Source organism: Agrobacterium sp. a22-2 (assembly GCF_012276985.1).
Classification (GTDB): domain Bacteria; phylum Pseudomonadota; class Alphaproteobacteria; order Rhizobiales; family Rhizobiaceae; genus Allorhizobium.
Genome location: NZ_JAAXMM010000010.1, coordinates 1 through 21,424, shown reverse-complemented (window position 1 = coordinate 21,424; position 21,424 = coordinate 1). Strand labels below are relative to the sequence as shown.

Annotated in this window: 20 protein-coding genes; 11 read left to right on the top strand and 9 right to left on the bottom strand. The window is 62.0% G+C overall.

The window, feature by feature from the left end; genetic code table 11:
- Positions 1–35: 35 nt before the first annotated feature.
- The 4 genes from HFC70_RS16240 to HFC70_RS16225 are packed head-to-tail and all read left to right on the top strand — an operon-like array spanning position 36 to position 5,337.
- Entirely contained in the window at positions 36–1,631 is a 1,596-nt protein-coding gene (locus tag HFC70_RS16240; protein ID WP_168474326.1) for a peptide ABC transporter substrate-binding protein, read from the top strand.
- Between the two features lie 58 nt (positions 1,632–1,689).
- The gene (gene oppB / locus HFC70_RS16235; protein WP_168474325.1) at positions 1,690–2,613 is read left to right on the top strand and encodes an oligopeptide ABC transporter permease OppB; all 924 of its coding nucleotides are present in this window, start codon (positions 1,690–1,692) and stop codon (positions 2,611–2,613) included.
- The gene (locus tag HFC70_RS16230) at positions 2,606–3,730 is read left to right on the top strand and encodes an ABC transporter permease (protein ID WP_168474324.1); all 1,125 of its coding nucleotides are present in this window, start codon (positions 2,606–2,608) and stop codon (positions 3,728–3,730) included. Before oppB ends, HFC70_RS16230 begins: the two co-directional genes overlap by 8 nt.
- Before the next feature lie 2 nt (positions 3,731–3,732).
- Positions 3,733–5,337, top strand: a complete 1,605-nt coding sequence (locus tag HFC70_RS16225; RefSeq protein ID WP_168474323.1) for an ABC transporter ATP-binding protein — start codon at positions 3,733–3,735, stop codon at positions 5,335–5,337.
- 42 nt (positions 5,338–5,379) lie between these two features.
- Here the strand turns inward: HFC70_RS16225 and HFC70_RS16220 are convergent, their stop codons facing one another.
- Entirely contained in the window at positions 5,380–6,288 is a 909-nt protein-coding gene (locus tag HFC70_RS16220) for a diacylglycerol kinase family protein (protein WP_168474322.1), read from the bottom strand.
- A gap of 372 nt (positions 6,289–6,660) precedes the next feature.
- Here HFC70_RS16220 and HFC70_RS16215 point away from each other — a divergent pair, with 372 nt between their 5' ends.
- Entirely contained in the window at positions 6,661–7,818 is a 1,158-nt protein-coding gene (locus tag HFC70_RS16215; protein WP_246735828.1) for an MFS transporter, read from the top strand.
- Here the strand turns inward: HFC70_RS16215 and HFC70_RS16210 are convergent.
- Positions 7,804–8,220: a helix-turn-helix domain-containing protein gene (locus tag HFC70_RS16210; protein WP_168474320.1), complete on the bottom strand. Its 417-nt coding sequence runs from the start codon at positions 8,218–8,220 to the stop codon at positions 7,804–7,806. The two genes, HFC70_RS16215 and HFC70_RS16210, sit on opposite strands and share 15 nt — an antisense overlap.
- Before the next feature lie 124 nt (positions 8,221–8,344).
- On the opposite strand from HFC70_RS16210, the gene HFC70_RS16205 reads away from it, so the two are divergent.
- Positions 8,345–9,361 (top strand): zinc-binding alcohol dehydrogenase family protein, encoded by a 1,017-nt coding sequence (locus HFC70_RS16205; protein ID WP_168474319.1) that lies wholly within the window; start codon positions 8,345–8,347, stop codon positions 9,359–9,361.
- 192 nt (positions 9,362–9,553) lie between these two features.
- On the opposite strand, the gene HFC70_RS16200 is transcribed toward HFC70_RS16205, so the two are convergent.
- The gene (locus HFC70_RS16200) at positions 9,554–10,030 is read right to left on the bottom strand and encodes an Lrp/AsnC family transcriptional regulator (RefSeq protein WP_168474318.1); all 477 of its coding nucleotides are present in this window, start codon (positions 10,028–10,030) and stop codon (positions 9,554–9,556) included.
- A gap of 131 nt (positions 10,031–10,161) precedes the next feature.
- On the opposite strand from HFC70_RS16200, the gene HFC70_RS16195 reads away from it, so the two are divergent.
- The gene (locus HFC70_RS16195) at positions 10,162–11,073 is read left to right on the top strand and encodes a DMT family transporter (RefSeq protein WP_168474317.1); all 912 of its coding nucleotides are present in this window, start codon (positions 10,162–10,164) and stop codon (positions 11,071–11,073) included.
- Positions 11,074–11,124: 51 nt separating this feature from the next.
- On the opposite strand, the gene HFC70_RS16190 is transcribed toward HFC70_RS16195, so the two are convergent.
- Complete coding sequence (locus tag HFC70_RS16190) at positions 11,125–12,060, bottom strand: DMT family transporter (protein ID WP_168474316.1); 936 nt, start codon at positions 12,058–12,060, stop codon at positions 11,125–11,127.
- Positions 12,061–12,175: 115 nt separating this feature from the next.
- Here HFC70_RS16190 and HFC70_RS16185 point away from each other — a divergent pair, with 115 nt between their 5' ends.
- Complete coding sequence (locus HFC70_RS16185; RefSeq protein ID WP_168474315.1) at positions 12,176–12,958, top strand: helix-turn-helix domain-containing protein; 783 nt, start codon at positions 12,176–12,178, stop codon at positions 12,956–12,958.
- A 38-nt stretch (positions 12,959–12,996) separates the two neighbouring features.
- Here the strand turns inward: HFC70_RS16185 and HFC70_RS16180 are convergent, their stop codons facing one another.
- Positions 12,997–13,611 (bottom strand): L,D-transpeptidase, encoded by a 615-nt coding sequence (locus HFC70_RS16180; RefSeq protein ID WP_168474314.1) that lies wholly within the window; start codon positions 13,609–13,611, stop codon positions 12,997–12,999.
- A gap of 301 nt (positions 13,612–13,912) precedes the next feature.
- Here HFC70_RS16180 and HFC70_RS16175 point away from each other — a divergent pair, with 301 nt between their 5' ends.
- The gene (locus tag HFC70_RS16175) at positions 13,913–14,314 is read left to right on the top strand and encodes a DoxX family protein (protein ID WP_168474313.1); all 402 of its coding nucleotides are present in this window, start codon (positions 13,913–13,915) and stop codon (positions 14,312–14,314) included.
- A gap of 16 nt (positions 14,315–14,330) precedes the next feature.
- On the opposite strand, the gene HFC70_RS16170 is transcribed toward HFC70_RS16175, so the two are convergent.
- A complete protein-coding gene (locus HFC70_RS16170) occupies positions 14,331–15,470 on the bottom strand; it encodes a low temperature requirement protein A (RefSeq protein ID WP_168474312.1) in 1,140 nt (379 codons plus the stop codon).
- 200 nt (positions 15,471–15,670) lie between these two features.
- Here HFC70_RS16170 and HFC70_RS16165 point away from each other — a divergent pair, with 200 nt between their 5' ends.
- Complete coding sequence (locus tag HFC70_RS16165; protein ID WP_168474311.1) at positions 15,671–15,889, top strand: type II toxin-antitoxin system VapB family antitoxin; 219 nt, start codon at positions 15,671–15,673, stop codon at positions 15,887–15,889.
- Between the two features lie 30 nt (positions 15,890–15,919).
- Here the strand turns inward: HFC70_RS16165 and HFC70_RS16160 are convergent, their stop codons facing one another.
- The 3 genes from HFC70_RS16160 to HFC70_RS16150 form a co-directional block, all read right to left on the bottom strand.
- Positions 15,920–16,435, bottom strand: a complete 516-nt coding sequence (locus HFC70_RS16160) for a GNAT family N-acetyltransferase (RefSeq protein ID WP_246735821.1) — start codon at positions 16,433–16,435, stop codon at positions 15,920–15,922.
- Between the two features lie 142 nt (positions 16,436–16,577).
- Positions 16,578–18,464, bottom strand: coding sequence for a M10 family metallopeptidase C-terminal domain-containing protein (locus tag HFC70_RS16155; RefSeq protein WP_168474310.1), 1,887 nt, complete (start codon positions 18,462–18,464; stop codon positions 16,578–16,580).
- A gap of 207 nt (positions 18,465–18,671) precedes the next feature.
- Entirely contained in the window at positions 18,672–20,333 is a 1,662-nt protein-coding gene (locus HFC70_RS16150) for an electron transfer flavoprotein-ubiquinone oxidoreductase (protein ID WP_168474309.1), read from the bottom strand.
- 270 nt (positions 20,334–20,603) lie between these two features.
- Between HFC70_RS16150 and HFC70_RS16145 the strand changes: the two genes are divergently transcribed.
- Positions 20,604–21,392, top strand: coding sequence for an SDR family oxidoreductase (locus HFC70_RS16145; RefSeq protein WP_168474308.1), 789 nt, complete (start codon positions 20,604–20,606; stop codon positions 21,390–21,392).
- The last annotated feature ends 32 nt before the right edge of the window (positions 21,393–21,424 follow it).

The window sequence follows — 21,424 nt, the reverse complement described above, 5'->3', positions numbered from 1 at the left end:
TTCGGCCTTCCATTAGCCTGAAAGGGGATAAAAAAATGACAAGAATACAGAAACTGGCCACATCGCTGCTGTTTGGCACCATGCTCATGAGTGCTGCTCCAGCCTTCGCCGAAGCCGTGCTGCATCGCGGCAATGCCGGCGAGCCGCAGACGCTCGACTATGCCCATATCTCGATCGACATCGAAGGCTTCGTCGTGCGCGACCTGTTCGAAGGCCTGACGATTTTCGACGCCAAGGGCGAGATTATTCCGGGCACGGCTGAAAGCTGGACTGTCTCCGACGACGGCACGGTCTACACTTTCAAGATCCGCGAAAACGCAAACTGGTCGGATGGCTCGCCGGTGACGGCTGAGGACTTCGTCTTTGCAATGCGCCGCCTGGAAGATCCGAAGACCGCGGCCGAATATGCCAACATTCTCTACCCGATCAAGAATGCCGAAAAGGCCAACAAGGGCGAAGTGCCGATCGACCAGCTCGGCATCAAGGCCGTCGACGCCAAGACCCTCGAGTTCACGCTCGAGCGCCCGACGCCGTTCTTCCTGCAGCTTCTCGCCCACTACACCGCACTGCCGGTCAGCAAGGCCAATTTCGAGAAGTTCGGCGACCAGTTCGTCAAGCCGGGTAACATGGTCAGCAACGGCGCCTTCGTGCTTCAGGCTCACGTCCCGAACGATACCCTGACCGTTGTGAAGAACGACAAGTACTGGGACGCCGCCAACGTCAAGCTCGACAAGGTCATCTTCTACCCGATCGATGACGATGCCGCGTCCGTCCGCCGCTTCGAGGCCAAGGAACTCGACCTCGTCTACAACTTCTCGGCCGACCAGATCAAACGCCTGCGCGAAAGCTACAGCGACCAGGTGCATGTCACCCCGGGTCTCGCCACCTATTACTATGTCTTCGACAACCGCGAGCCGCCGTATAACGACGTGAACGTCCGCCGCGCCCTGTCGATGTCCATCGACCGCGACTTCCTGGCCCAGGAAATCTACGCCGGCGCGCAGCTTCCGGCCTACAACCTCGTACCGCCGGGTATGGAAGGTTATGGCCAGGGCCCACAGCCGGATTTCGCAGCGCTGTCGCAGATCGACCGCGAAGACAAGGCTGTCGAGCTGATGAAGACCGCCGGTTACGGCGAAGGCGGCAAGCCGCTCGAAATCGAGATCCGCTACAACACCAATGCCAACCATGAACGCGTCGCCACCGCCGTCGCCGACATGTGGAAGAACACGTTCGGCGCCAAGGTCTCGCTGGTCAATCTCGACGTGGCCTCGCACTACGCCTACCTGCAGGAAGGCGGCAAGTTCAACGTTGCCCGCGCCGGCTGGACAGCCGACTATGCCGATCCTGAAAACTTCCTGGCTCTCGACATCAGCACCAACACCACGTTCAACTACGGCAAGTACAAGAACGAGGAATTCGATGCGCTGATGAAGAAGTCCTATGAGGAAACCGATCCAGCCAAGCGCATGGCCGAGATGAAGAAGGCGGAAACCATTCTGATGAATGACCAGCCGATCGCGCCGCTGATGAACAATGCCAATCTGTGGCTGGTGTCGTCGCGTGTTTCGGGCTGGGGCGACAATCCGGTCAACGAGCATCTGTCGAAGTTCCTCAGCGTTTCCGAATAACGAACATAGGGAATGGCGCGCGGCAGCATGATGGCTGTCGCGCGCCGTCGTTTTCGCCATGATCTCATTTGTCCTGCGCCGACTTCTGAGCGCCGTGCCCACGGTGTTCGTCGTCGTGACGATCTCGTTCTTCCTGATGCGCTTCGCGCCGGGTGGCCCGTTCAATCTCGAACGCCCGCTGCCGCCGCAAACCATGGCCAATATCATGGCCACCTACAAGCTCGACCAGCCGCTGTGGCGCCAGTATATCAACTATCTCGGCAATGCCGCGACCGGCGATTTCGGCCCTAGCTTCATCTACAAGGACAACACGGTTTCCGAACTGATCGGCAAGGCCCTGCCCTATTCGGTCGAACTCGGCCTTTATGCCATCCTGATCGCGCTGATCGGCGGTGTGACGCTCGGCACGATTGCAGCCCTTCGCCAGAACAGCGCCCTTGATTTCGGCCTGATGGCCTTTGCGACCGTCGGCGTCACCGTGCCCAATTTCGTCGTCGGTCCGGTGCTGACCCTGATCTTCGCTGTGATGCTGTCCTGGCTGCCGGCCGGCGGCTGGGGTGACGGATCGGCGCGCAACCTGATCCTGCCGATGACGGCGCTTGCCCTGCCGCAACTGGCCGTGTTCGCACGCCTCACCCGCGGATCGATGATCGAGGCCCTGCATACCGACCATATCCGCACGGCCCGGGCCTATGGCCTGCCATCGCGGGTCGTCGTCATCACCCATGCGCTGCGTGGCGCCCTGCTTCCGGTCGTCTCCTATCTGGCGCCCTGTGCCGCCGCGCTGCTCACCGGCTCGGCCGTGGTGGAGAGCATCTTCACCATTCCCGGCGTCGGCCGCTATTTCGTGCTCGGCGCTCTCAATCGCGATTATCCCCTGGTCATGGGCACGGTCATTCTCGTCGCCGTGTTCGTGATCGTCTTCAACCTGCTGGTCGACATCGCCTATGGCCTGCTCGATCCGAGGGTCCGCCATGACTGATACACCCACTCCGCTTGCGCCCGCAATCGAAGGCCGCAGCCTCGGGCAACTCGCCATGCTGCGTTTCCGGCGCAACAAGGCGGCCATGGCCGGCTGCGTCATGCTGCTGCTGATCGTGCTGTTTTCGTTTGCCGGCCCGTTCTTCTCGCCCCATACCTATGATCAGGTCTTCCCGTCCTATGTCTCGATCCCCCCGAGCCTGACGCCGCGGCCCGATCCGGAAACATTGACCGCGGTTGCCGAAGGTGCCGCGCAGCGGGCCCGCCTGAAGATCGAGAATCTCGCCATCGAAAACGGTGCCTTCACCGTCAAGGTGACCTCCGAGCGGCCGATCGATCCGCGCAGCATCCGCTATTTCGACCGGGTCAACGAGTTCAAGAACACCACGGTGGCCGAAACCTCGCCCGACCAGCTGTCGATGACCCTAACCGGCACGGTCGACCAGCAGTATTTCCCGTTCGGCACCGACAGCAACGGCCGCGACCTTCTGGTCCGCGTCATGCTCGGCGGCCAGATCTCGATTGCCGTCGGCCTTGCCGCCAGCCTCGTCTCGCTCGGCATCGGCGTCATCTATGGGGCGACATCGGGCTATATCGGCGGCCGGGTCGACAATGTGATGATGCGCTTTGTCGAAATCATCTACTCGCTGCCCTTCGTTTTCCTGGTGGTGGTGCTGGTCGTCTTCTTCGGCCGGTCGATCGTGCTGATCTTTGCCGTCATCGGCGCCGTGCAATGGCTGGAGATGGCCCGCATCGTGCGCGGCCAGACCCTGTCCCTGAAGCGCCGCGAATTCGTCGGCGCTGCCCAGGCCCTGGGTCTCACCGACTGGCAGATCATCCGCCGTCATATCATCCCCAATACGATCGGGCCGGTCATCGTCTTCGTCACCGTCGTGGTGCCGCAGGTGATCCTGACCGAAAGCTTCCTGTCCTTCCTCGGCCTTGGCGTCCAGGCGCCGCTGGCCAGCTGGGGCACGCTGATCTCGGAGGGCACCAAGAATATGCAGAGCGCGCCGTGGCTGTTGATCTTCCCGGCAATCTTCTTCGTCATCACGCTGTTTGCCCTCAACTTCGTCGGCGACGGCCTGCGCGATGCGCTTGATCCGAAGGATCGATAAGCATGGACACAACGCAAATGAACACCGTGCTGACGGTCAAGGATCTCAAGGTGACATTCTCGACGCCGGACGGCGATGTCGAGGCGGTCAAGGGCGTGTCCTTCGAGGTCAGGAAGGGCGAGACGCTTGCCATCGTCGGCGAATCCGGCTCCGGCAAGAGCCAGACGATGATGGGCATCATGGGGCTTCTGGCATCGAATGGCCGGGTCGAGGGCTCGGCCCCCTACGGCGAGGTCGATCTGGCCCATGCCGGGCTGAAAGCGCTCAACGAGGTTCGCGGCTCGAAGATCACCATGATCTTCCAGGAGCCGATGACCTCACTCGATCCGCTCTACACGATCGGCAAGCAGATCGCCGAACCGCTGCGCTACCACCGCGGCATGAGCCAAAGCCAGGCACGGACCCGTGTGCTGGAACTGCTGAACCTGGTCGGCATTCCCGATCCGAACCGGCGCATCGACAGCTATCCGCACGAGCTATCGGGCGGCCAGCGCCAGCGCGTGATGATCGCCATGGCGCTGGCCAACGAGCCCGACGTGCTGATTGCCGACGAGCCGACCACGGCGCTGGATGTCACCATCCAGGCGCAGATCCTCGACCTGCTCGCCGGGTTGCAGAAGCGCTTCGGCATGGCGATCGTGCTGATTACCCATGACCTCGGCGTGGTCAAGCATGTCGCTGACCGCGTCATCGTCATGCGGCGCGGCGAGGTCGTCGAACAGGGTTCGCGCGAAGAGATCTTCGAGCGGCCGACGGCCGACTACACAAAAATGTTGCTGGCGGCCGAGCCACATGGCGTGAAGGCGCCGCCGGCCGATGATGCGCCGATCATGCTGGAAGGCCGCAATGTGGTCGTCGATTTCAACATCGGCAGCGGCTTCCTGTTCCGCGGATCGAAAACCTTCCGCGCCGTCGACAATGTCAGCCTGACGCTGCGCCAGGGCCAGACCATCGGCGTGGTGGGGGAATCCGGTTCCGGCAAGTCGACGCTCGGCCGTGCCCTGCTCAGGCTGCTTGCCTCTGACGGGCGCTACCGGTTCGAGACGACGGACATCTCGCTGCTCGACCGCGGCCAGATGCGCCCCTATCGCCGGCAGATGCAGCTGGTGTTCCAGGACCCCTATGGCTCGCTATCGCCGCGCCAGACGGTGGGCGAAATCATCACCGAAGGCCTCTACGTGCACGAGCCGCAGCTGACCAAGGCCGACCGCGACAAGCGCGCCATCGCGGCCCTGCTGGAAGTCGGCCTCGATCCGGCGGCCCGCAACCGCTATCCGCACGAATTCTCCGGCGGCCAGCGCCAGCGCATCGCCATTGCCCGCTCGATCATCCTGAAGCCCAAGGTGATCATTCTCGACGAGCCGACCTCGGCGCTCGACCGATCGGTGCAGTTGCAGGTCATCGAACTGTTGCGCGACCTGCAGGAAAAGCACGGCCTCTCCTATGTCTTCATCAGCCACGACCTGTCCGTGGTCAGGGCGATGTCGGACCATGTGGTGGTGATGAAGAACGGCAAGATCGTCGAACAGGGTGCGACCGAGGCAATCTTCGAGCGTCCGGCCGAGGACTATACCAAGGCCCTGATCGCCGCGGCGTTTGCCCATTGAGACATATCCTCTCCCGCAAGGGAGAGGATATTATGTCCTGTTTCACCCCACGGCCGGTGCCAGCACCTTCAGTTCGCCGGCATGCAGCTTGACCTCGACATCCCTTGGCATGCGCAGCAATTCGCCGTCGACCACGCAGGCCGCGCCCTTGCGGTGTTCCGGGAAATGCAGTTTCACCAGCTTTGCGGTCGAGGCGGTCACGGCCTGGTTTTCCTCCAGCCGGCCGCGCAGGATATCGACGGCCAGATAGGCGACGCCCGACGGTGTCAGCGGATCGGCGAGATAGACGCCGAGCTTGCCGGTCGTCAGATCATCGGCAAAAAACAGGGCATTGTTGCCGATCGGATTGTTGGACACCGAGATGGCCGAAACGGCACGATGCTCGTTGCGGCCATCGCCGTCCATGTCGAAGATCACCTCGAAACGCGGCGGCTGGAACATGACGCTGAGGGCGGCCCGCGTGCTGGCGCGCATCTTGCCGAAGCGCGAGGAAAACTCCATGGCGTCGCGCATTCGGACCATGCGCGCATGCAGTCCAGCCGAAAACTGGTGGACGAAGGGCCGGCCGTTGACCGTGGCGATGTCGACGGCGCGCACCGGGCTTCCCGCCAGCGTATCGAGCACCTGCCAGATGTCGAGCGGCAGTTTCAGCGAGCGGGCAAACAGGTTCATGGTGCCGGCCGGCACGACGCCGAGCGGCAGGCCCGCCTTCCAGGCGATGCCGGCCGCGGCCGAAATCGTACCATCGCCGCCACCGGCGATCAGGGCATCGAATACCCCCTCGCCAGCTGCCGACTTCAGCGTGCCCTCGACCTCGCTGCCGGCCACGACCGAACAGGACACCTGATGGCCGGCCCGCTCAAAGGCGGCCGTCGCATGGGCGCAATAGGCCTGCATATCGGTGGTCTTGAAGGTGCCGCCGTCGCGATTGAACACTGCTTTCAGTTTCATCATTCCGCTTCCGGTGGGCCGCTCGACGTGGTTTCGCGCGATTTACGGCGGGGAACAACGTGCGGCAATGTCAAAGGTTTCATGTGTTGCACACAAATCAGTGTTGGCGCGCCGAAATCAAGAGCATGTGATCACAGGGGGCTTTACCGCACCGCACAAATCCGTGATATATGTCAAATCACGTCAGCTTCACGGTACCGGCAGAAATCCCCCTGCCCCGCGCGCCAGTTGCGACCCCTCCTTCAGCCCAGACGCGCTGCATCTCCCAAGGCAGCCGATTCCAGGTGGTTCATGACCGATACGACTTGCCTGCCCGTCGATTCCGCTGCCCGTGCCACGGCGACCCAGAGCCCTGCCGGCATCACGCCGCTGATGGCCATCCTGATCGAAATCGCCCTTGCCGCCGGCGGTTTTGGCATCGGCACCGGCGAATTCGCCATCATGGGTTTGCTGCCGGATGTCGTAACGACCTATGGCGTGAGCGTGCCGGAAGCCGGCCAGGTGATCAGCGCCTATGCGCTCGGTGTCGTGGTCGGCGCGCCGATCATTGCCGTTCTGGCCGCCAAGCTGTCGCGCCGCACGCTGCTGCTCCTGCTGATGGGCGTCTTCGCGCTCGGCAATGTCACCAGCGCGCTGGCACCGGATTTCCTGTCGTTCACCGCGCTTCGCTTCATCACCGGCCTGCCGCACGGCGCCTATTTCGGCGTGGCGGCGCTGGTAGCCGCCTCCATGGTACCGCCGCACCGGCGCGCCCGCGCTGTCGGCCGCGTCATGCTGGGCCTGACCATCGCCACGCTGGTCGGCACGCCAATTGCCACTTTCCTCGGTCAGATCATGAGTTGGCGGGCCGCCTTCTGCATGGTCGGCGGCATCGGCGTTTTGACCGTCGTGCTGCTGGCCCTCTACCTGCCGAAAGATCAGGTGTCCGAGGGCGCCAGCATTCGCCGCGAACTTGGCGCCTTCGGCCGCATCCAGGTCTGGCTGATGCTGGCGGTCGCCGCCGTCGGCTTCGGCGGCATGTTCTCGATCTTCAGCTATATCGCCAAGACCACCACGGACACAGCCGGCCTGCCGGCCAGCATGATTGCCGTGGTGCTGGCGCTGTTCGGCGTCGGCATGAATGTCGGCAATGTGCTGGGCAGCCGCATGGCGGATTATTCGCTGAAGGGCACGATCGGCGGCATGCTGGCCTTCAATGTCGTGCTGATGAGCGTGTTTTCGATGACCGCCCATGATCCTGTCATGCTGTGCATCTGCGTGTTCCTCACCGGCTGCGGCTTTGCCGCCTGTCCGGCCGTACAGACGCGGCTGATGGACGTCGCCGCCGATGCCCAGACGCTGGCGGCCGCCTCCAACCATTCCGCTTTCAACATTGCCAATGCGCTCGGCGCCTGGCTCGGCGGCCTGGTCATCTCGGCCGGTTACGGCTATGGCGCCACCGGCTATGTCGGCTCGGTGCTGTCGTTTCTCGGCCTCATGGTGTTCGGCCTGTCCGTGCTGCTCGAAAGGCGTCCGTCAGGCCGCCTCTGAGCGGACCTCAAGCGCAGCCTCGGTTTCGGGCTCCTCCGGCATGACGATGGTCTTGGTGCCATTGCGGCAGACCACATGCTGCTGCCCCCAGGAGCACAGCGCCAGGATCACCGGCTCCAGGCTGCGGCCGAGCGGCGTCAAAGCATAATCGACTCGCGGCGGCACGACGGCAAACACCGTGCGCGAGACGATGCCGCTCTCCTCCAGTTCGCGCAGTTGCTTGGTCAGCATGCGCTGGGTCACCGATGACAGCCGGCGCCGCAACTCGTTGAAACGCAGCGTGCCCTCGTTCAGCAGGTGATAGAGGATGACGCCCTTCCACTTGCCATCGAGCAGGCTGAGCGTGGATTCGACCGGACACCCCGGAAAATTGTTGGTCAGCTTGGCGCGCGGACGGGACATTTTACGGTATCCTTTTTGATACTACAGCCAAGATATGTGCCTATGAACACAATATGTGCATTCTTGCGAATGTCGTTCATATGTATCACTTGAATGGCGTGCAGACAATTCAAGGAGATTTTTCATGCGCGCCATTGGTTACACGACACCCCAGCCCATTACCGCAGACACCGCGCTGATCGACTTCGACATGCCCATGCCAGAGGCGAAAGGCCAGGACCTTCTCGTCGAAATCCGGGCCGTCTCGGTCAATCCCGTCGATACGAAAGTCCGCAACAATGCGGCGCCGGAACAAGGCCAGACCCGCGTGCTCGGCTATGACGCAACCGGCGTGGTCAAGACGATCGGCGATGCCGTCACGCTGTTCAAGCCGGGCGACGAAGTCTTTTACGCCGGCGCCATCAACCGCCCCGGCACCAACAGCGAATTTCACCTGGTGGACGAGCGGATCGTCGGCTTGAAGCCGAAAACCCTGAGCTTTGCAGAAGCCGCAGCGTTACCGTTGACGGCGATCACCGCCTATGAGGCGCTGTTTCATCGCCTCAAGGTCCAGGACAAGGTGGCGGGCGCCAACCATGCGATCCTGATTACCGGTGGCGCCGGCGGCGTCGGCTCGATCGCCATTCAATTGGCCAAGGAACTGACCGACCTGACGGCAATCGCCACTGCCTCGCGGCCGGAAACGGCCGAATGGGCCAAGACGCTCGGCGCCGACCACGTCATCGACCACAGCCAGCCGATGGCCACGCAATACGAGGCGCTCGGCATCGGCGCACCGGCCTTCATCTTTTCCGTCACCCATAGCGACGTGCACAAGGCCGATCTCGCCGCCATCATCGCGCCGCAGGGTCGCATCGCCATCATCGACGATCCGAAGGGCGGTTTCGACATCATGGCCTTCAAGGGCAAAGCCGTGTCGGTCCATTGGGAGATGATGTTCGCCCGGTCCCTGCACGAGACCGCCGACATGATCGAACAGCACAAGCTGCTGACCCATGTCGCAGACCTCGTCGACGCCGGCAAGATCCGCACGACGCTGTCCGAAACGCTTGGGACCATCAACGCCGCAAACCTGAAAAAGGCCCACGCCCTGGTCGAAAGCGGCCGCATGAAAGGCAAGGTCGTGCTCGAAGGGTTCTGAAAAGATTCCTCAGTTGCCCCCGATTGAGGCGCGGCCCCTCAACCGCCTGCCGGCACCTTCTCCCCGTTAACGGGGAGAAGGGACGATGCCGCACCCGCCCAACTTCTTCTCGCGAATAAATCGGGGCACGTCCCCTCTCCCCGCCTGCGGGGAGAGGGTTAGGGTGAGGGGCAGGCCAGGCCAGTAATTCCCTCACCCCCGGCCGTCCGGCAGCTTCAGCGGTCCGGCCGTCTTGACGCTGCGGATGGCGAAGTTTGACTGGATATCGGTGACATGGGGCAGGACCAGCAGTTTGTCGGTCAGTAGCGCCTCGTAGGCCGCGAGGTTTTCCACCACCACTTCCGCCAAAAAGTCCGAATGGCCTGAGATCATCGAGCAGCCGACCACTTCCGGCAGGTCCTGCAAGGCCTGCTGGAATTCCTGGGCATGCTGGCGGGTGTGATGGGCCACCTTGAAGGCGATGAAGACGGTCAGCTCCAGCCCGACGGCGCGGCGATCGATGTCGGCCCGGTAGCCGCGGATGATCTCCGCCTCCTCCATCAGGCGGATGCGCCGCAGGCAGGGCGACGGCGACAGGCCGACCTTATCGGCAACCTCGACATTGGTGGCCCTCCCGTTGTCCTGCAGCGCCGCCAGGATGGCGAGATCGAATTTATCGAGTTTTGGCATATTTTCGTCCTTTGGCACCATCTTGTTCCTGCTTATGCCAATATTGCATCATCAACCGGCAGAAATAGCAAGGACAGGCAAGGCTCGGCTGAACTAGAATGGCACTTCGAACCGCACATAAAGAGGCCCTCATGTCCCCGGCAGCAGAGACGACCAAGCCCACCCTATCCGCCGGCATCGGCGCCGCCTCGGCCCTTTCGGTGGTGCTGATCTGGGCGGCGTGGCTAATCTCGACCCGCCACAGCGTCGGCGGCTCCCTGTCGGCACTCGATCTCAGCCTGCTGCGCTACGGCATTCCGGCCGTGCTGCTGGCACCCTTCTGGCTGAAAACCGGATTGTGGCCGAAGGGCGTGCCGAAACTGCCGCTGGTGCTGATGGTGCTCGGCTCCGGCGCGCCGTTCTTCCAGGTGGTCGCCTTCGGCATGCGCTCGACACCGGCCTCGGCGGCCGGCGTGCTGCTGCCGGGCATCATGCCGCTGGCCACCGCGCTGATCGGCATGGCGCTGCTCGGCGAAAAGCCGGACAGGATGCGCAAATTCGGCATGGCGGCGATCCTGGCCGGCGGCCTGCTGCTGCTGGCGGCTAATTTCTCGACGGGGATACTGTCCTGGGTGAGCTATACGATCCTGCCAGCCGGCGCGACGCTCTGGGCGATCTACACCCATGCCTTCCGTCGCTCCGGGCTGTCGGCCTTCGAGGGCGGTGCGCTGATCTGCGTCTGGTCGACGATCATCAACCTGGCGCTGCTGCCGTTCTACGGCACCCACCTGCTGAGCGCACCGTTTACAGAGACCGGCCTGCAGATCCTGACGCAGGGCATCCTGTCCGGGCTGCTGGCCACGCTGCTCTATGGCGCGGCGGTGCGCAGCCTCGGCGGCACGCAGGCGGCCGCCTATACGGCGGTGACGCCGGTGGCCGCTGCCATCGGTGGCGCGCTGCTGCTCGGCGAGCCGATCGGCCCGCTGACGATCATCGCCACGCTGGTGACCGGCGCCGGCGTGTTGTTGTCGACGGGTCTTCTGTCCCACCATCGCCGGACATAGAACGGCCCGAAGCGTCAAGCCTTGAGCGTTTCCTGGCTAGATTGAAACATTCTAGTCCCTGCTGGCGGCCGGCGATGCGCCCGGCGACGCGGGCTGCCGAATACCGATCGCCACGCCCAGAAGAGCCAACCCGCCACCGACAAGATGGTGGAATTCGAACCGCTCGCCCAGCAAAGCCCATGCGAGCACCACCACAAAGACCGGCAGAAGATTGATGGCAAGGGCGCTGCGCGCCGCCCCGAGATGGCGGATCGCCACCATCCAGCAGAAGGGAGCGAGCAGCGAGGTCGGGATGGCGGCAAAGAGGATCAACGGCAGATTTGATGGGGTGATAGGGCTGATATTGCTCGACAGCCACAGCGGAAAGAGGAAGAGCGTCGCAAAGGCGATTTGCCACCACAGTTGCAGCCACATCGGCAATGGCAGCGCCCAACGCTTCAGCAGCACGCCATAAAGCGCGTTGGCGATGACCGCAACGATCATCAGACCATCGCCGATATGGACGCCTCCCTTGAGCAGGACAGCCGGATCGCCACGAGAAATCAGGTAGACCAGGCCCATGACGGAGACACCACCACCGATCAGCCGCATCAATGTCAGCCTTTCGGCCGCGAAAGCGGACGCCAGCAGGATGGCGATCAACGGCATCAATGCGACCAGCAAGCCCATATTGACGGCCGTGGTGGTCTTGGCCGCTTCATAGGCAAGGCTCTGATAGATCACCATGCCGAGCAGACCCAGGCATGCAAGCTTTGGAGCGAGCTTCAGGGCCGCGAGGCGATTGGTCCATATCTGCCGGCCCACGAATGGCGACAGAATGAGCAAGGCCATCAGCCAGCGATAGAAGGAGATCGACGCCGGCTCGATGACGCCAGCCGAAGCCTTGGTGACGATTGTATTGCCCGACCAGATCAGAATCGTCAGGACAGCCAACAGGCCGGCGGATATCTCAACCCAGCCCGAACCCTTATTCGTGTCGATTGCCATCGTTCTATGCGCCCTATGGATAGTGGCGACCCGTTGCCGCCCATTCCGGCTTCTAGCATATGTCAGTAATTCATTATATCGTGAGTTTCGGACAACCCATTGCGGAGAATGGCCAATGCCTATCGTCTACGGAGACCTGGAAGGCGAACCGCCGGATCCCGTGTCGTTTCGAACCGTGCATTTCAGGGCCGGCACGGTCTTTCCACCACGCCGCCAGACCTGGGGCGAACTCAACTACGCGATCCAGGGCGTTGCCGAAATCTCGGTGGAGGGCGTGACCTATCTCTCGCCGCCGCAATATGCGCTGTGGATACCGCCCGGCTTTGAACACGATGCGATCACCCGGCAGGACATTCGATATGTCTCGATCTATGTGGGGCCAGACTTTTGCAGCGAGTTGCCGCAGCAACCTTGCACGTTGGATGTCAGCAGCGTGCTGAAAGCTGTCGTGGCCGATTTTGAGCTCCGGGGCGTCCATCATCCCCGCACGCCGCAGGACATGCGCCTTGCCATGGTGATCATCGATCAGATCGGCGCGGCGCCACGCTTCGATCGATATCTTCCGACGACGGACGACCCGATCCTGGCTCCGGTGCTGGCGCGATTGCAGCACAATCCCGGCGACACGCGCTCGCTGTCGGAATGGGCGCATAGTGTGGGCGTGACCGAGCGGACGCTGGCGCGCCGATGCCAGCAACAGCTTGGGCTGTCCTTCAACCACTGGCGACTTCGCCTCAGGCTGCTGACAGCACTTGCCCTCATCGAGGAGGGCGAGGCTATCCACCGTATCGCGCAACGCCTGGGCTACAGCACGCCTTCGGCCTTCATCGCCATGTTCCAGCGCTTGACCGGCCAGAACCCGACGGCGATGCGCAGACGTTATACCAAGTCTCGATGAGAGGAACCTATAGGTTCTCCTACCATCGAGACTTGGTATCAGGCCTGCAACACCACGACCCGGCCGCCGACAGCGACGCGCTCGTAGAGGTCGATGACGTCGTGGTTCATCATCCGCACGCAGCCGGACGACATGGCAAGGCCGATCGATTGCGGCTGGTTGGTGCCATGGATGCGGAACATGGTGTCGTTGCCGCCGCGGTAGAGATAGATGGCGCGGGCGCCCAGCGGATTGTTGGGGCCGCCCGGCAGGCCGCCGGCATATTTCCTGTTCTTTTCCGGATTGGTGCGCAGCATGTTGGGCGACGGTGTCCAGCTTGGCCATTCCGCCTTGCGGCCGATATAGGCCTGACCGGCCAGCGCATAGCCGTTGCGGCCGACGCCGACGCCGTAGCGCATCGCCCTGTTATCGCCGAGCACGTAATAGAGCCGGCGCGCCGGCGTGTCGACGACGATCGTGCCGGCCGGATGGGTGGTTTCATAGGCCACTTCCTGGCGGCGCAGTTCCGGCTTGATCTTTTCCAGTGGCACCTGCTTCAGCGGAAACTTTTCGTCCGGCAGCGCGCCATATTTCGCCTGCTGGCTTGGACCGGCGGTGCAACCGGCCATGAGGAGCGGCAGGCCGATGAGCAGAGCACGGCGGGAAATCGTCATTTTTGTGTCCTTGGTGGGGCGCGAATCTCTGCGTCACGGTAAGGAATTTATGGTTAATGGAGATTTAACGGCGCTGTCCCACGGGCCGGCCAACCTGACAAAAAACAAAATCCGACATCCCCTTGGATCGAAGGGGGCGAAGGTCAGCAAAGCCTTCTATAGAGCGCGCATCGATGGTCGCCAGGGGGCGAACACGCAACCGCTTTCGTGCCTGATCGACAGGAGGGATCCATGATTTTGCCAATGGCCAAATCGGCCACCCCTGCCACGCTGGCACGTCTCGTCTCTCGGGGGATTTTCCATGAACAGCCTTGTGACCTCACTCACCGGCACGACCTGGTTCGGCTATGTCGCGCGGACCGTGCTGACCTTCATATTCTGGGGCAGCGGCCTTTCCAAGCTCATGGATTTCAGCACCGCCATGGCCGAAATGAGCCATTTCGGCCTTGAACCGTCGCCGCTCTATGCCGTGGCCACGATCATCGTGCAACTGACCGGATCGGCCCTTGTCATCCTCAACCGCTGGACCTGGCTCGGCGCCGGCGCGCTTGCCGTGTTCACCGCCCTGACGATCCCGATCGCCCACGATTTCTGGACGATGGAAGAGCCGTTCCGCACCATCGAATTCCATGTGGCCATGGAACATATCTCTGTCATCGGCGCGCTGATGGTGGTGGCCTGGAAGGCCGGCCGGCAGGGCTGAGAGATCGGAAGGCCTATCACGACATGCTGTGGCTTGCGGCAGATTCCGCCGCAAGCGTTACGACCACCAAAACCAGCCCGAGAGCGACAAGCAACAGACCGTGCAAAGGCGGGTGATAGGCGGCTGCGGCGGCAAACACCAGGCCGGCAACCAGGCGAGGCAATGCGGGCTGCAAACCGAGCACGATTTTAAACAATCCATTCCCCGCCAGATAGAGCGCCAGCCCCCAGAGAAGCAATATATCGTTGCCGTGCAGGGCGGCGGCGCCTTGGTCAATCGTTTCCTCGCCTGTCATTTCGCCAAGACTGGCCTTCAGTCCGGCCGCGACCAGAATGAGCCCTCCCATCATGACCAAATAGGCACCGTTAAAGCCGAACAAGGCTATCCGGGTGCGCCCGCGATTGTCGCGCGCAAGCATATTGTGTTCGGCCCTGGCATCGTCTCGATCGAAATAGCTCCACCAGAGCGCAGCGATGACGGCCAGCGCCAGGACAAGCGCCAGAAGAGACGTAAGATCGCGCGGCGGCGCATTGAACCCGGTGCCGACCGCAATGACGATCTCACCAAGCACGATGATCAACAACAGGCCGTGGCGCTCGACAAAATGGCTGCTGTCGAGCGCGAAGCCTTCACCGGTATTGAATACGGCAACGATCAGATACAGGAATACCGGCGCCAGCAGCAGTATCCAGTTCCAGTTGGTATCAATCAGACCGGCGCTGATGACCAAAAGCGCGGCTGTTATGTTGAAGGGAACGATGCGAAGCATGGCGCGCGCCGCACCAGCGCCGCCTTGCCACACAAAGGCAAGAAAGTGCAGAAGCACCACGAATAGATAGGCTATGCCGAAGGGGAGTCGACCCGCACCGTTGCTGTCCGGAATGGCCAGCGCCATTGCCAGAAACCCCGCCATCGCTGCGATGAGAACCAGGCGCATGGATTTTGGCGCGTGGGCATGATTGGTCAGCCAAATGTAGCCGCCATACATCCACCAAACGAGCATCAGGATGGAGAAGGCGTGGAGGTAATCGATCGCACCATGAGCGTGTTCTACCAGATGCGTGACCTGGGTGATCGTGAACACGAACACGAGATCGAAAAACAGCTCGATCGTCTGGACACGAAATTGGGGCGGGCTGGACTGCTTTTCCGACATCGGACCTCCGACACTATCCACCGATAGAAAACAGTCCTCGGCGATCTCTGTCCAGAGCAAGAATAATCGAAATTTGCCGCGGCCAGGCCGACCACAGGACCCTGGCGACAGTCCCAAGCCAACGACAACGGTCGGCTCCCGCGGCAAGGCTTGCCTATCGATTGATGCTATTTCTGATGCCCGCTACAGGAGCCAAGCCGATGCGCACGACGATTACCATCGACGATCAATTGCTTGCGGACGCCAAGGAATTCACGGGCATTCAGGAGACCTCCGCGGTGATGAAGGAGGCTTTGACCGCCCTCGTGAAGAGAGAGGCGAGACGCCGGCTGATCGCGCTTGGCGGCAATGAGCCTGATTTCGCGGTTCCGCCGCGGCGGCGTTGGAACCCGGACGGAACATTTGGGGCGCCGGAGTGATCCTGGTCGGGTCCTAATTTGACGTGATTGTCAAAGCTCTCGCCTCATCGCACAGCGCCTCGACGGATCAAGGCCCTTGGCGATTTCCTCCTCCAATATTGTCGTTAAGCGATGTGAGCGTTCGGTGCCCTCGACCAGTGCGAATCCCAAGGTCAGATAGAACCGTGCATTGAAAGGCGCAATCCGGTCGGTCGTCAACGTGGCAAAAGTCAGGCCACGCAAACGGGCTGCATTCAGGATCGCCAGCAAAAGCCGCCGCCCTATGCCTTTTCCTTGAAAGGCGGGATGAACGTCCATTTCGCCGACATGTATGCAATTCTCCTCGGCAACAATGGTCGCACCCACATAACCGACGGGATCGCCGTCGTCGTCTATGGCGACGTAAAGCAGGCCATCATCCAGATAGCGCTGCAGTTCTTCATCCGTGCTTGCCATCGGTTCGCCTGAAACGGCACCGGCAGAACGCAAGGTCTCGAAAGCGCTCAGTTCGACCTGCCGAAGCTGGGGAAAATGTTGACGCTCGGCAGCCTCAATCATCAAGTCCATGCCTTACTCCAAAGTAAGCACCAAAAGAAAGAAAGGCGGCCTTTCGGCCGCCCCCCACACTCACATATTCGGATAAGCCAGCCCGTCGCCACCCCGCTGCGGCACAGTGCGCGAATGCATCGTACTTTTCACTGCCTGCTTGTCAAAGAAGGAAGCTGTCCGATGTGAGTTCGACGCCGCTGTTCAGGTTGACGGCGAAATCAACGCGCCGGTCGCCGTTCAGATCGGCGCTGACGATCGTGCCGGAATTGAGGTAGTCCACCCTCAGTTCCGAAGCGAGGCCGGAAAATGCGGCGGTTGCAATCCAGGTGAAGGCCTGGTCACTCACCACCCTGCTATTGGCATCGATGGCAACAAGGTCGATCAGATCGCCATCGGACGCCGAAAAATCATAGATCATGTCCCGCGCTGCAAAGGTGGAGGCGGTGACCGTGGCGAAGACGAAGGTATCGGCGCCGGCGCCGCCGTACAGCCTGTCCGCGTTCAAGCCGCCGTTGAGCGTGTCATTTCCCGCCTCGCCGTAAAGGTAGTCCGTGCCGGCCTCGCCAAACAGCGTATCGCCGCCGAGCCCGCCATAGAGCCGGTCATTGCCCAAGCCGCCATAAAAGATGTTTGCCTCGTCATTGCCGGTCATCCCATCGGCAAACCGGGTGGCGATGAAGGTCTCGATATTGACATAGGTTTCGCCGAGGGCGTCGTTCCTGTTCTGGCTGGCATCGGTCAGATTGAGGACGAGCGCCCGGGTGGACGTGGCGAAGGACAGGCTGTCATTGCCGTCCCCTCCGTCATAGGCGTCAACGCCAAGTTCCAGCACGAAGCGGTCGTCGCCAGCGTCGCCATTCAGCAGGTCGTTTCCCAGACCGCCGTTGAGCACGTCGTTGTCTGCGCCACCATTCAGCGTGTCATTTCCCAGAGCACCATTGAGCACGTCCGCGCCGGAGCCGCCATTCAGCGTGTCATTTCCCAGACCACCATTGAGCACGTCGTCGCCGCCGCCGCCGGTGAGCCCGTTGTTGGCATCATTGCCGGTGATCGTATCATTTCCGCTGCCGCCGACGGCGTTTTCGATCAGCGACCGGATATCGCCGCTGTAGAGCAGCGCATTGGCCAGATTGCCGCGCGCCAGGTTCGTTGCGCGACTGCCGCCGTCGAGGTCGGCCAACTGTGCCTGGGCGAAGGTGGACCATTGTCCGGGTCGAAGGTCGATCTGCAGGTTCGTCGTGTAATTGGAAAGGTCGTAGGTATCGCTGCCATGGCCGTCCCAGATGGTCCGGAAGATGCGGTTGCCGCCCGGCGTGCCCTGCCCCTCGCCATTGATGAACATTTCGCCGGTCGTGCTGGAGAAGGTATAGACCGTGTCGCCGCTGAACACCTCGCCGCTTGCAGCGTAACTGGCGCCATAAAGATATTGCAGCGCCACGATGTCCAGCATCATGAACGATTGGGCATTGCCCCAGGTCTCGTTCTCGCTCCCATCGCGGACGGAATCGCCGACATGGTCACGATAAGTCATCACCGTAAATTCGTTGCTGTCGTAGGCAGCGCTCAGCCTTCCAAAGCCGGCGCGGATTTCGTGACCGTGTGCCAGCCCCAGCGCATGGCCGATTTCGTGCAGGAAACCTTCGTTATAGGCGTAGCTGCCGAGTACCGGGCTGTCATAGGTGCCGTCGTTGCGGAACCAGACATCGCCGGCGGCCTCGTAGCTTCCCGGGAAATAGGCATGGGCCGTGGCGGTGGACAGGGTCTGACCGAGCCTGATCGTGGCGGAGGAGACGTCCGATCCCGTGCTCTCGGAAAAATTCAGGTTGGTGAAACCGGATATTTCGGCGAACACGGCGCGCGCGGCGGACTGTTGCGTGGCGTTCAGCACGCCGAAGCCGTTATTGGCCTCGCCCGTACGGCTGTAGTTCGCGCCATAGTCGCTCGTCGATGTGGCGAATGAAAACGTAACCGTGGCATCGGTCCATTTGTAACCACCCACCAGCGCATCCCAATACTGCCGCGATGACGCGACCGTCGCAACACTCATCGATACCCCCTTCGAAACACAACTTAAGTGTCCACTAATAAAGAGGATTCAATATTTCTCTGTAAAGGAAGGTAGTTAAGTATTTCAAAATCAAGCGCGGGCGATTACCCAGGACACCGATTTCCGCCGGTCGCGCCCCTGTTGGCACCGACCGGTGCATCGCCGCCCCTCTCGGCGCGGCGATCCGGGCGGCCCGATCTCCCACCATCACATATTCGGATAGACCGGCCCTTCGCCGCCCTGGGGCGGGACCCAGGTGATGTTCTGGTTGGGGTCCTTGATGTCGCAGGTCTTGCAGTGCACGCAGTTCTGGGCGTTGATGACGAAGACGTCCTCGCCATCCTTTTCCACCCATTCGTAGACGCCGGCCGGACAGTAGCGGGTCGAGGGCCCTGCATAGATGTCGTGTTCGGAGCGCTTCTGCAGATCCATGTCCTTGACCTTCAGGTGGACCGGCTGGTCTTCCTCGTGGTTGGTGTTGGACAGGAAGACGGACGACAGGCGGTCGAAGGTCAGCACGCCGTCCGGCCGTGGATAGGCGATCGGCTTATGTTTTGCCGCCGGCTCAAGCGATTGCGCATCGGTCTTGCCGTGCTTCAGCGTGAAGGGCGATGTGCCGAAGATCTGGTTGATCCACATGTCGAGGCCGCCGAGTGCCACGCCGAACGCCGTGCCGAATTTCGACCACAACGGCTTAACATTGCGCACGCGCTTCAGATCCGTGCCGATATCGGTGGAGCGCCATGCGTTTTCGATCTCGACCGGCTCGTCATTGGCGCGGCCATTGGCGATCGCCTCGGCGATCTTGTCGGCCGCCAGCATGCCCGACAGCACGGCATTGTGGCTGCCCTTGATGCGCGGCACGTTGACCAGACCGGCGGAACAGCCGATCAGCGCGCCGCCCGGGAAGGACAGTTTCGGCACCGACTGGTAGCCGCCTTCGGTGATGGCGCGGGCGCCGTAGGACAGGCGCTTGCCGCCCTCGAACGTGGCGCGGATCGCCGGGTGGGTCTTGAAGCGCTGGAATTCCTCGAAGGGATAGAGATAGGGATTCTTGTAATTCAAATGCACGACGAAGCCGACGGCGACCATATTGTCTTCGAGGTGATAGAGGAACGAACCGCCGCCGGTCTTCATACCGAGCGGCCAGCCGAAGGAGTGCTGCACGAGGCCGGGCTTATGATGCTCCGGCTTGACCTGCCAGAGTTCCTTCAGGCCGATGCCGAATTTCTGGGGTTCGCGGTCCTTCTGAAGATCGAATCGTTCGATCAGCTGCTTGGCCAGCGAGCCGCGCACGCCTTCGCCGATCAGCACATATTTGCCCAGCAGTTCCATGCCGCGGGTATAGGCCGGACCCGGTTCGCCATTCTTCTCGATGCCCATGTCGCCGGTGGCCACGCCGATCACGGCGCCGGCCTCGTTATAAAGCAGTTCGGTGGCGGCAAAGCCCGGATAGATCTCGACGCCCAGCGCTTCGGCATGGGTCGCCAGCCATCGACAGACATTGCCGAGCGAGACGATGTAATTGCCGTGGTTGTTCATCAGCGGCGGCATGGCGAAATTGGGCAGGCGGATCGAGCCGGCCGGCCCCAGGAGCAGGAACTGGTCGTCGGTCACCTCGGTCTTGAAGGGATGATCGGCCTCGTCGCGCCAGCCGGGCAAAAGCCTGTCGATGCCGACCGGATCGACCACGGCGCCGGACAGGATATGCGCGCCGACTTCAGCGCCCTTTTCGAGAACGACGACGGTCAGCTCCGGATTGACCTGCTTCAGACGGATGGCCGCCGACAGGCCGGCCGGCCCGGCACCGACGATCACCACGTCGAATTCCATGCTCTCGCGTTCCGGCAATTCCTGCTGCTCGCTCATCGTCTCTCACTCCGCTCGGCCATTTCCTCGATATGGCTACTTCCTTGTCAAAACATGGGCGCCTTGTCGAGCCGAGTTGCGACAGCTGCTTTGTGTTTTTGACCAATGCCAGTCCTCGGACGCAGAATTATATGACGTTTACGTTCACGTCAATTAAATTGCCGGGCCCTGCCCCGCGCAAATTGCCACGGGGCGCGGCCGCTTTGCGCTTCCCAAAAATGCCGCGACGCTTATAAGATCGCAGCACAATCAATTGAAAAGGACATCCTCATGGATCTCGGTATCACGGGAAAACGGGCGCTGGTGCTGGCCTCGTCGCGCGGCCTCGGGCTCGGCATCGCCAAGGCCCTGGCCGCTGAAGGCGCGCATGTGCTGCTGTGCGGCCGCAGCGCCGACAAGCTCAAGGCCAATTGCGAGGCGATCAATACGGCCGGCCCCGGCAAGGCGGATTATGTCGAGGCGGATCTGACTGACGCCGATTTCGTGCAGACCATGATGCATGCCGTGAAAGAAAAGCTCGGCGGCATCGACATCCTGGTCAACAACACCGGCGGCCCGACACCGGGCACGGTGGAGGACATGACCGCGGAAAAGCTCTATTCCTTCTTCCAGTCCATGGTGGTCCGGGTCATCACGCTGACCAACGCTCTGCTGCCGCTGATGCAGACGCAAGGGTTTGGCCGCATCCTGACGGTCGCCTCGTCCGGCGTGTTCGAGCCGATCCCCAACCTGGCGCTCTCCAACACCCTGCGCGGCGCGCTGGTCGGCTGGAACAAGACGCTGTCGAGCGAGGTCGCGAGCTACGGCGTCACCGCCAACATGATCCTGCCCGGCCGCATCCATACCGACCGTATCGACGAGCTGGACGGCGCCAATGCGGCGAAAAGCGGCCGGACCATCGAAGAGGTGCGCAGCGCCTCGATCAAGACCATTCCCACCGGCCGGATGGGCACCACGGACGAATTCGGCGCCGCCGCCGCCTTCCTCTGCTCGGTCCCCGCCAGCTACATCACCGGCACCATGCTGCGCGTCGACGGCGGCGCGTCCAAGTCGAACTGAGTGATGGGATCAACGGCACCGGGGCCATGGGT

Excerpts from the sequence above, each read along its gene's own strand:
- HFC70_RS16180 (WP_168474314.1), bottom strand. The coding sequence starts at position 13,611 with ATGACGATTTCCCGCCGTGCTCTGCTCATCGGCCTGCCGCTCCTCATG.
- HFC70_RS16170 (WP_168474312.1), bottom strand. The coding sequence starts at position 15,470 with ATGTCGGAAAAGCAGTCCAGCCCGCCCCAATTTCGTGTCCAGACGATC.
- oppB (WP_168474325.1), top strand. The coding sequence starts at position 1,690 with ATGATCTCATTTGTCCTGCGCCGACTTCTGAGCGCCGTGCCCACGGTG.
- HFC70_RS16165 (WP_168474311.1), top strand. The coding sequence starts at position 15,671 with ATGCGCACGACGATTACCATCGACGATCAATTGCTTGCGGACGCCAAG.
- HFC70_RS16175 (WP_168474313.1), top strand. The coding sequence starts at position 13,913 with ATGAACAGCCTTGTGACCTCACTCACCGGCACGACCTGGTTCGGCTAT.
- HFC70_RS16205 (WP_168474319.1), top strand. The coding sequence starts at position 8,345 with ATGCGCGCCATTGGTTACACGACACCCCAGCCCATTACCGCAGACACC.
- HFC70_RS16160 (WP_246735821.1), bottom strand. The coding sequence starts at position 16,435 with ATGGACTTGATGATTGAGGCTGCCGAGCGTCAACATTTTCCCCAGCTT.
- HFC70_RS16215 (WP_246735828.1), top strand. The coding sequence starts at position 6,661 with ATGGCCATCCTGATCGAAATCGCCCTTGCCGCCGGCGGTTTTGGCATC.
- HFC70_RS16230 (WP_168474324.1), top strand. The coding sequence starts at position 2,606 with ATGACTGATACACCCACTCCGCTTGCGCCCGCAATCGAAGGCCGCAGC.
- HFC70_RS16150 (WP_168474309.1), bottom strand. The coding sequence starts at position 20,333 with ATGAGCGAGCAGCAGGAATTGCCGGAACGCGAGAGCATGGAATTCGAC.
- HFC70_RS16195 (WP_168474317.1), top strand. The coding sequence starts at position 10,162 with ATGTCCCCGGCAGCAGAGACGACCAAGCCCACCCTATCCGCCGGCATC.
- HFC70_RS16220 (WP_168474322.1), bottom strand. The coding sequence starts at position 6,288 with ATGAAACTGAAAGCAGTGTTCAATCGCGACGGCGGCACCTTCAAGACC.
- HFC70_RS16190 (WP_168474316.1), bottom strand. The coding sequence starts at position 12,060 with ATGGCAATCGACACGAATAAGGGTTCGGGCTGGGTTGAGATATCCGCC.
- HFC70_RS16210 (WP_168474320.1), bottom strand. The coding sequence starts at position 8,220 with ATGTCCCGTCCGCGCGCCAAGCTGACCAACAATTTTCCGGGGTGTCCG.
- HFC70_RS16185 (WP_168474315.1), top strand. The coding sequence starts at position 12,176 with ATGCCTATCGTCTACGGAGACCTGGAAGGCGAACCGCCGGATCCCGTG.
- HFC70_RS16145 (WP_168474308.1), top strand. The coding sequence starts at position 20,604 with ATGGATCTCGGTATCACGGGAAAACGGGCGCTGGTGCTGGCCTCGTCG.
- HFC70_RS16155 (WP_168474310.1), bottom strand. The coding sequence starts at position 18,464 with ATGAGTGTTGCGACGGTCGCGTCATCGCGGCAGTATTGGGATGCGCTG.
- HFC70_RS16225 (WP_168474323.1), top strand. The coding sequence starts at position 3,733 with ATGGACACAACGCAAATGAACACCGTGCTGACGGTCAAGGATCTCAAG.
- HFC70_RS16200 (WP_168474318.1), bottom strand. The coding sequence starts at position 10,030 with ATGCCAAAACTCGATAAATTCGATCTCGCCATCCTGGCGGCGCTGCAG.
- HFC70_RS16240 (WP_168474326.1), top strand. The coding sequence starts at position 36 with ATGACAAGAATACAGAAACTGGCCACATCGCTGCTGTTTGGCACCATG.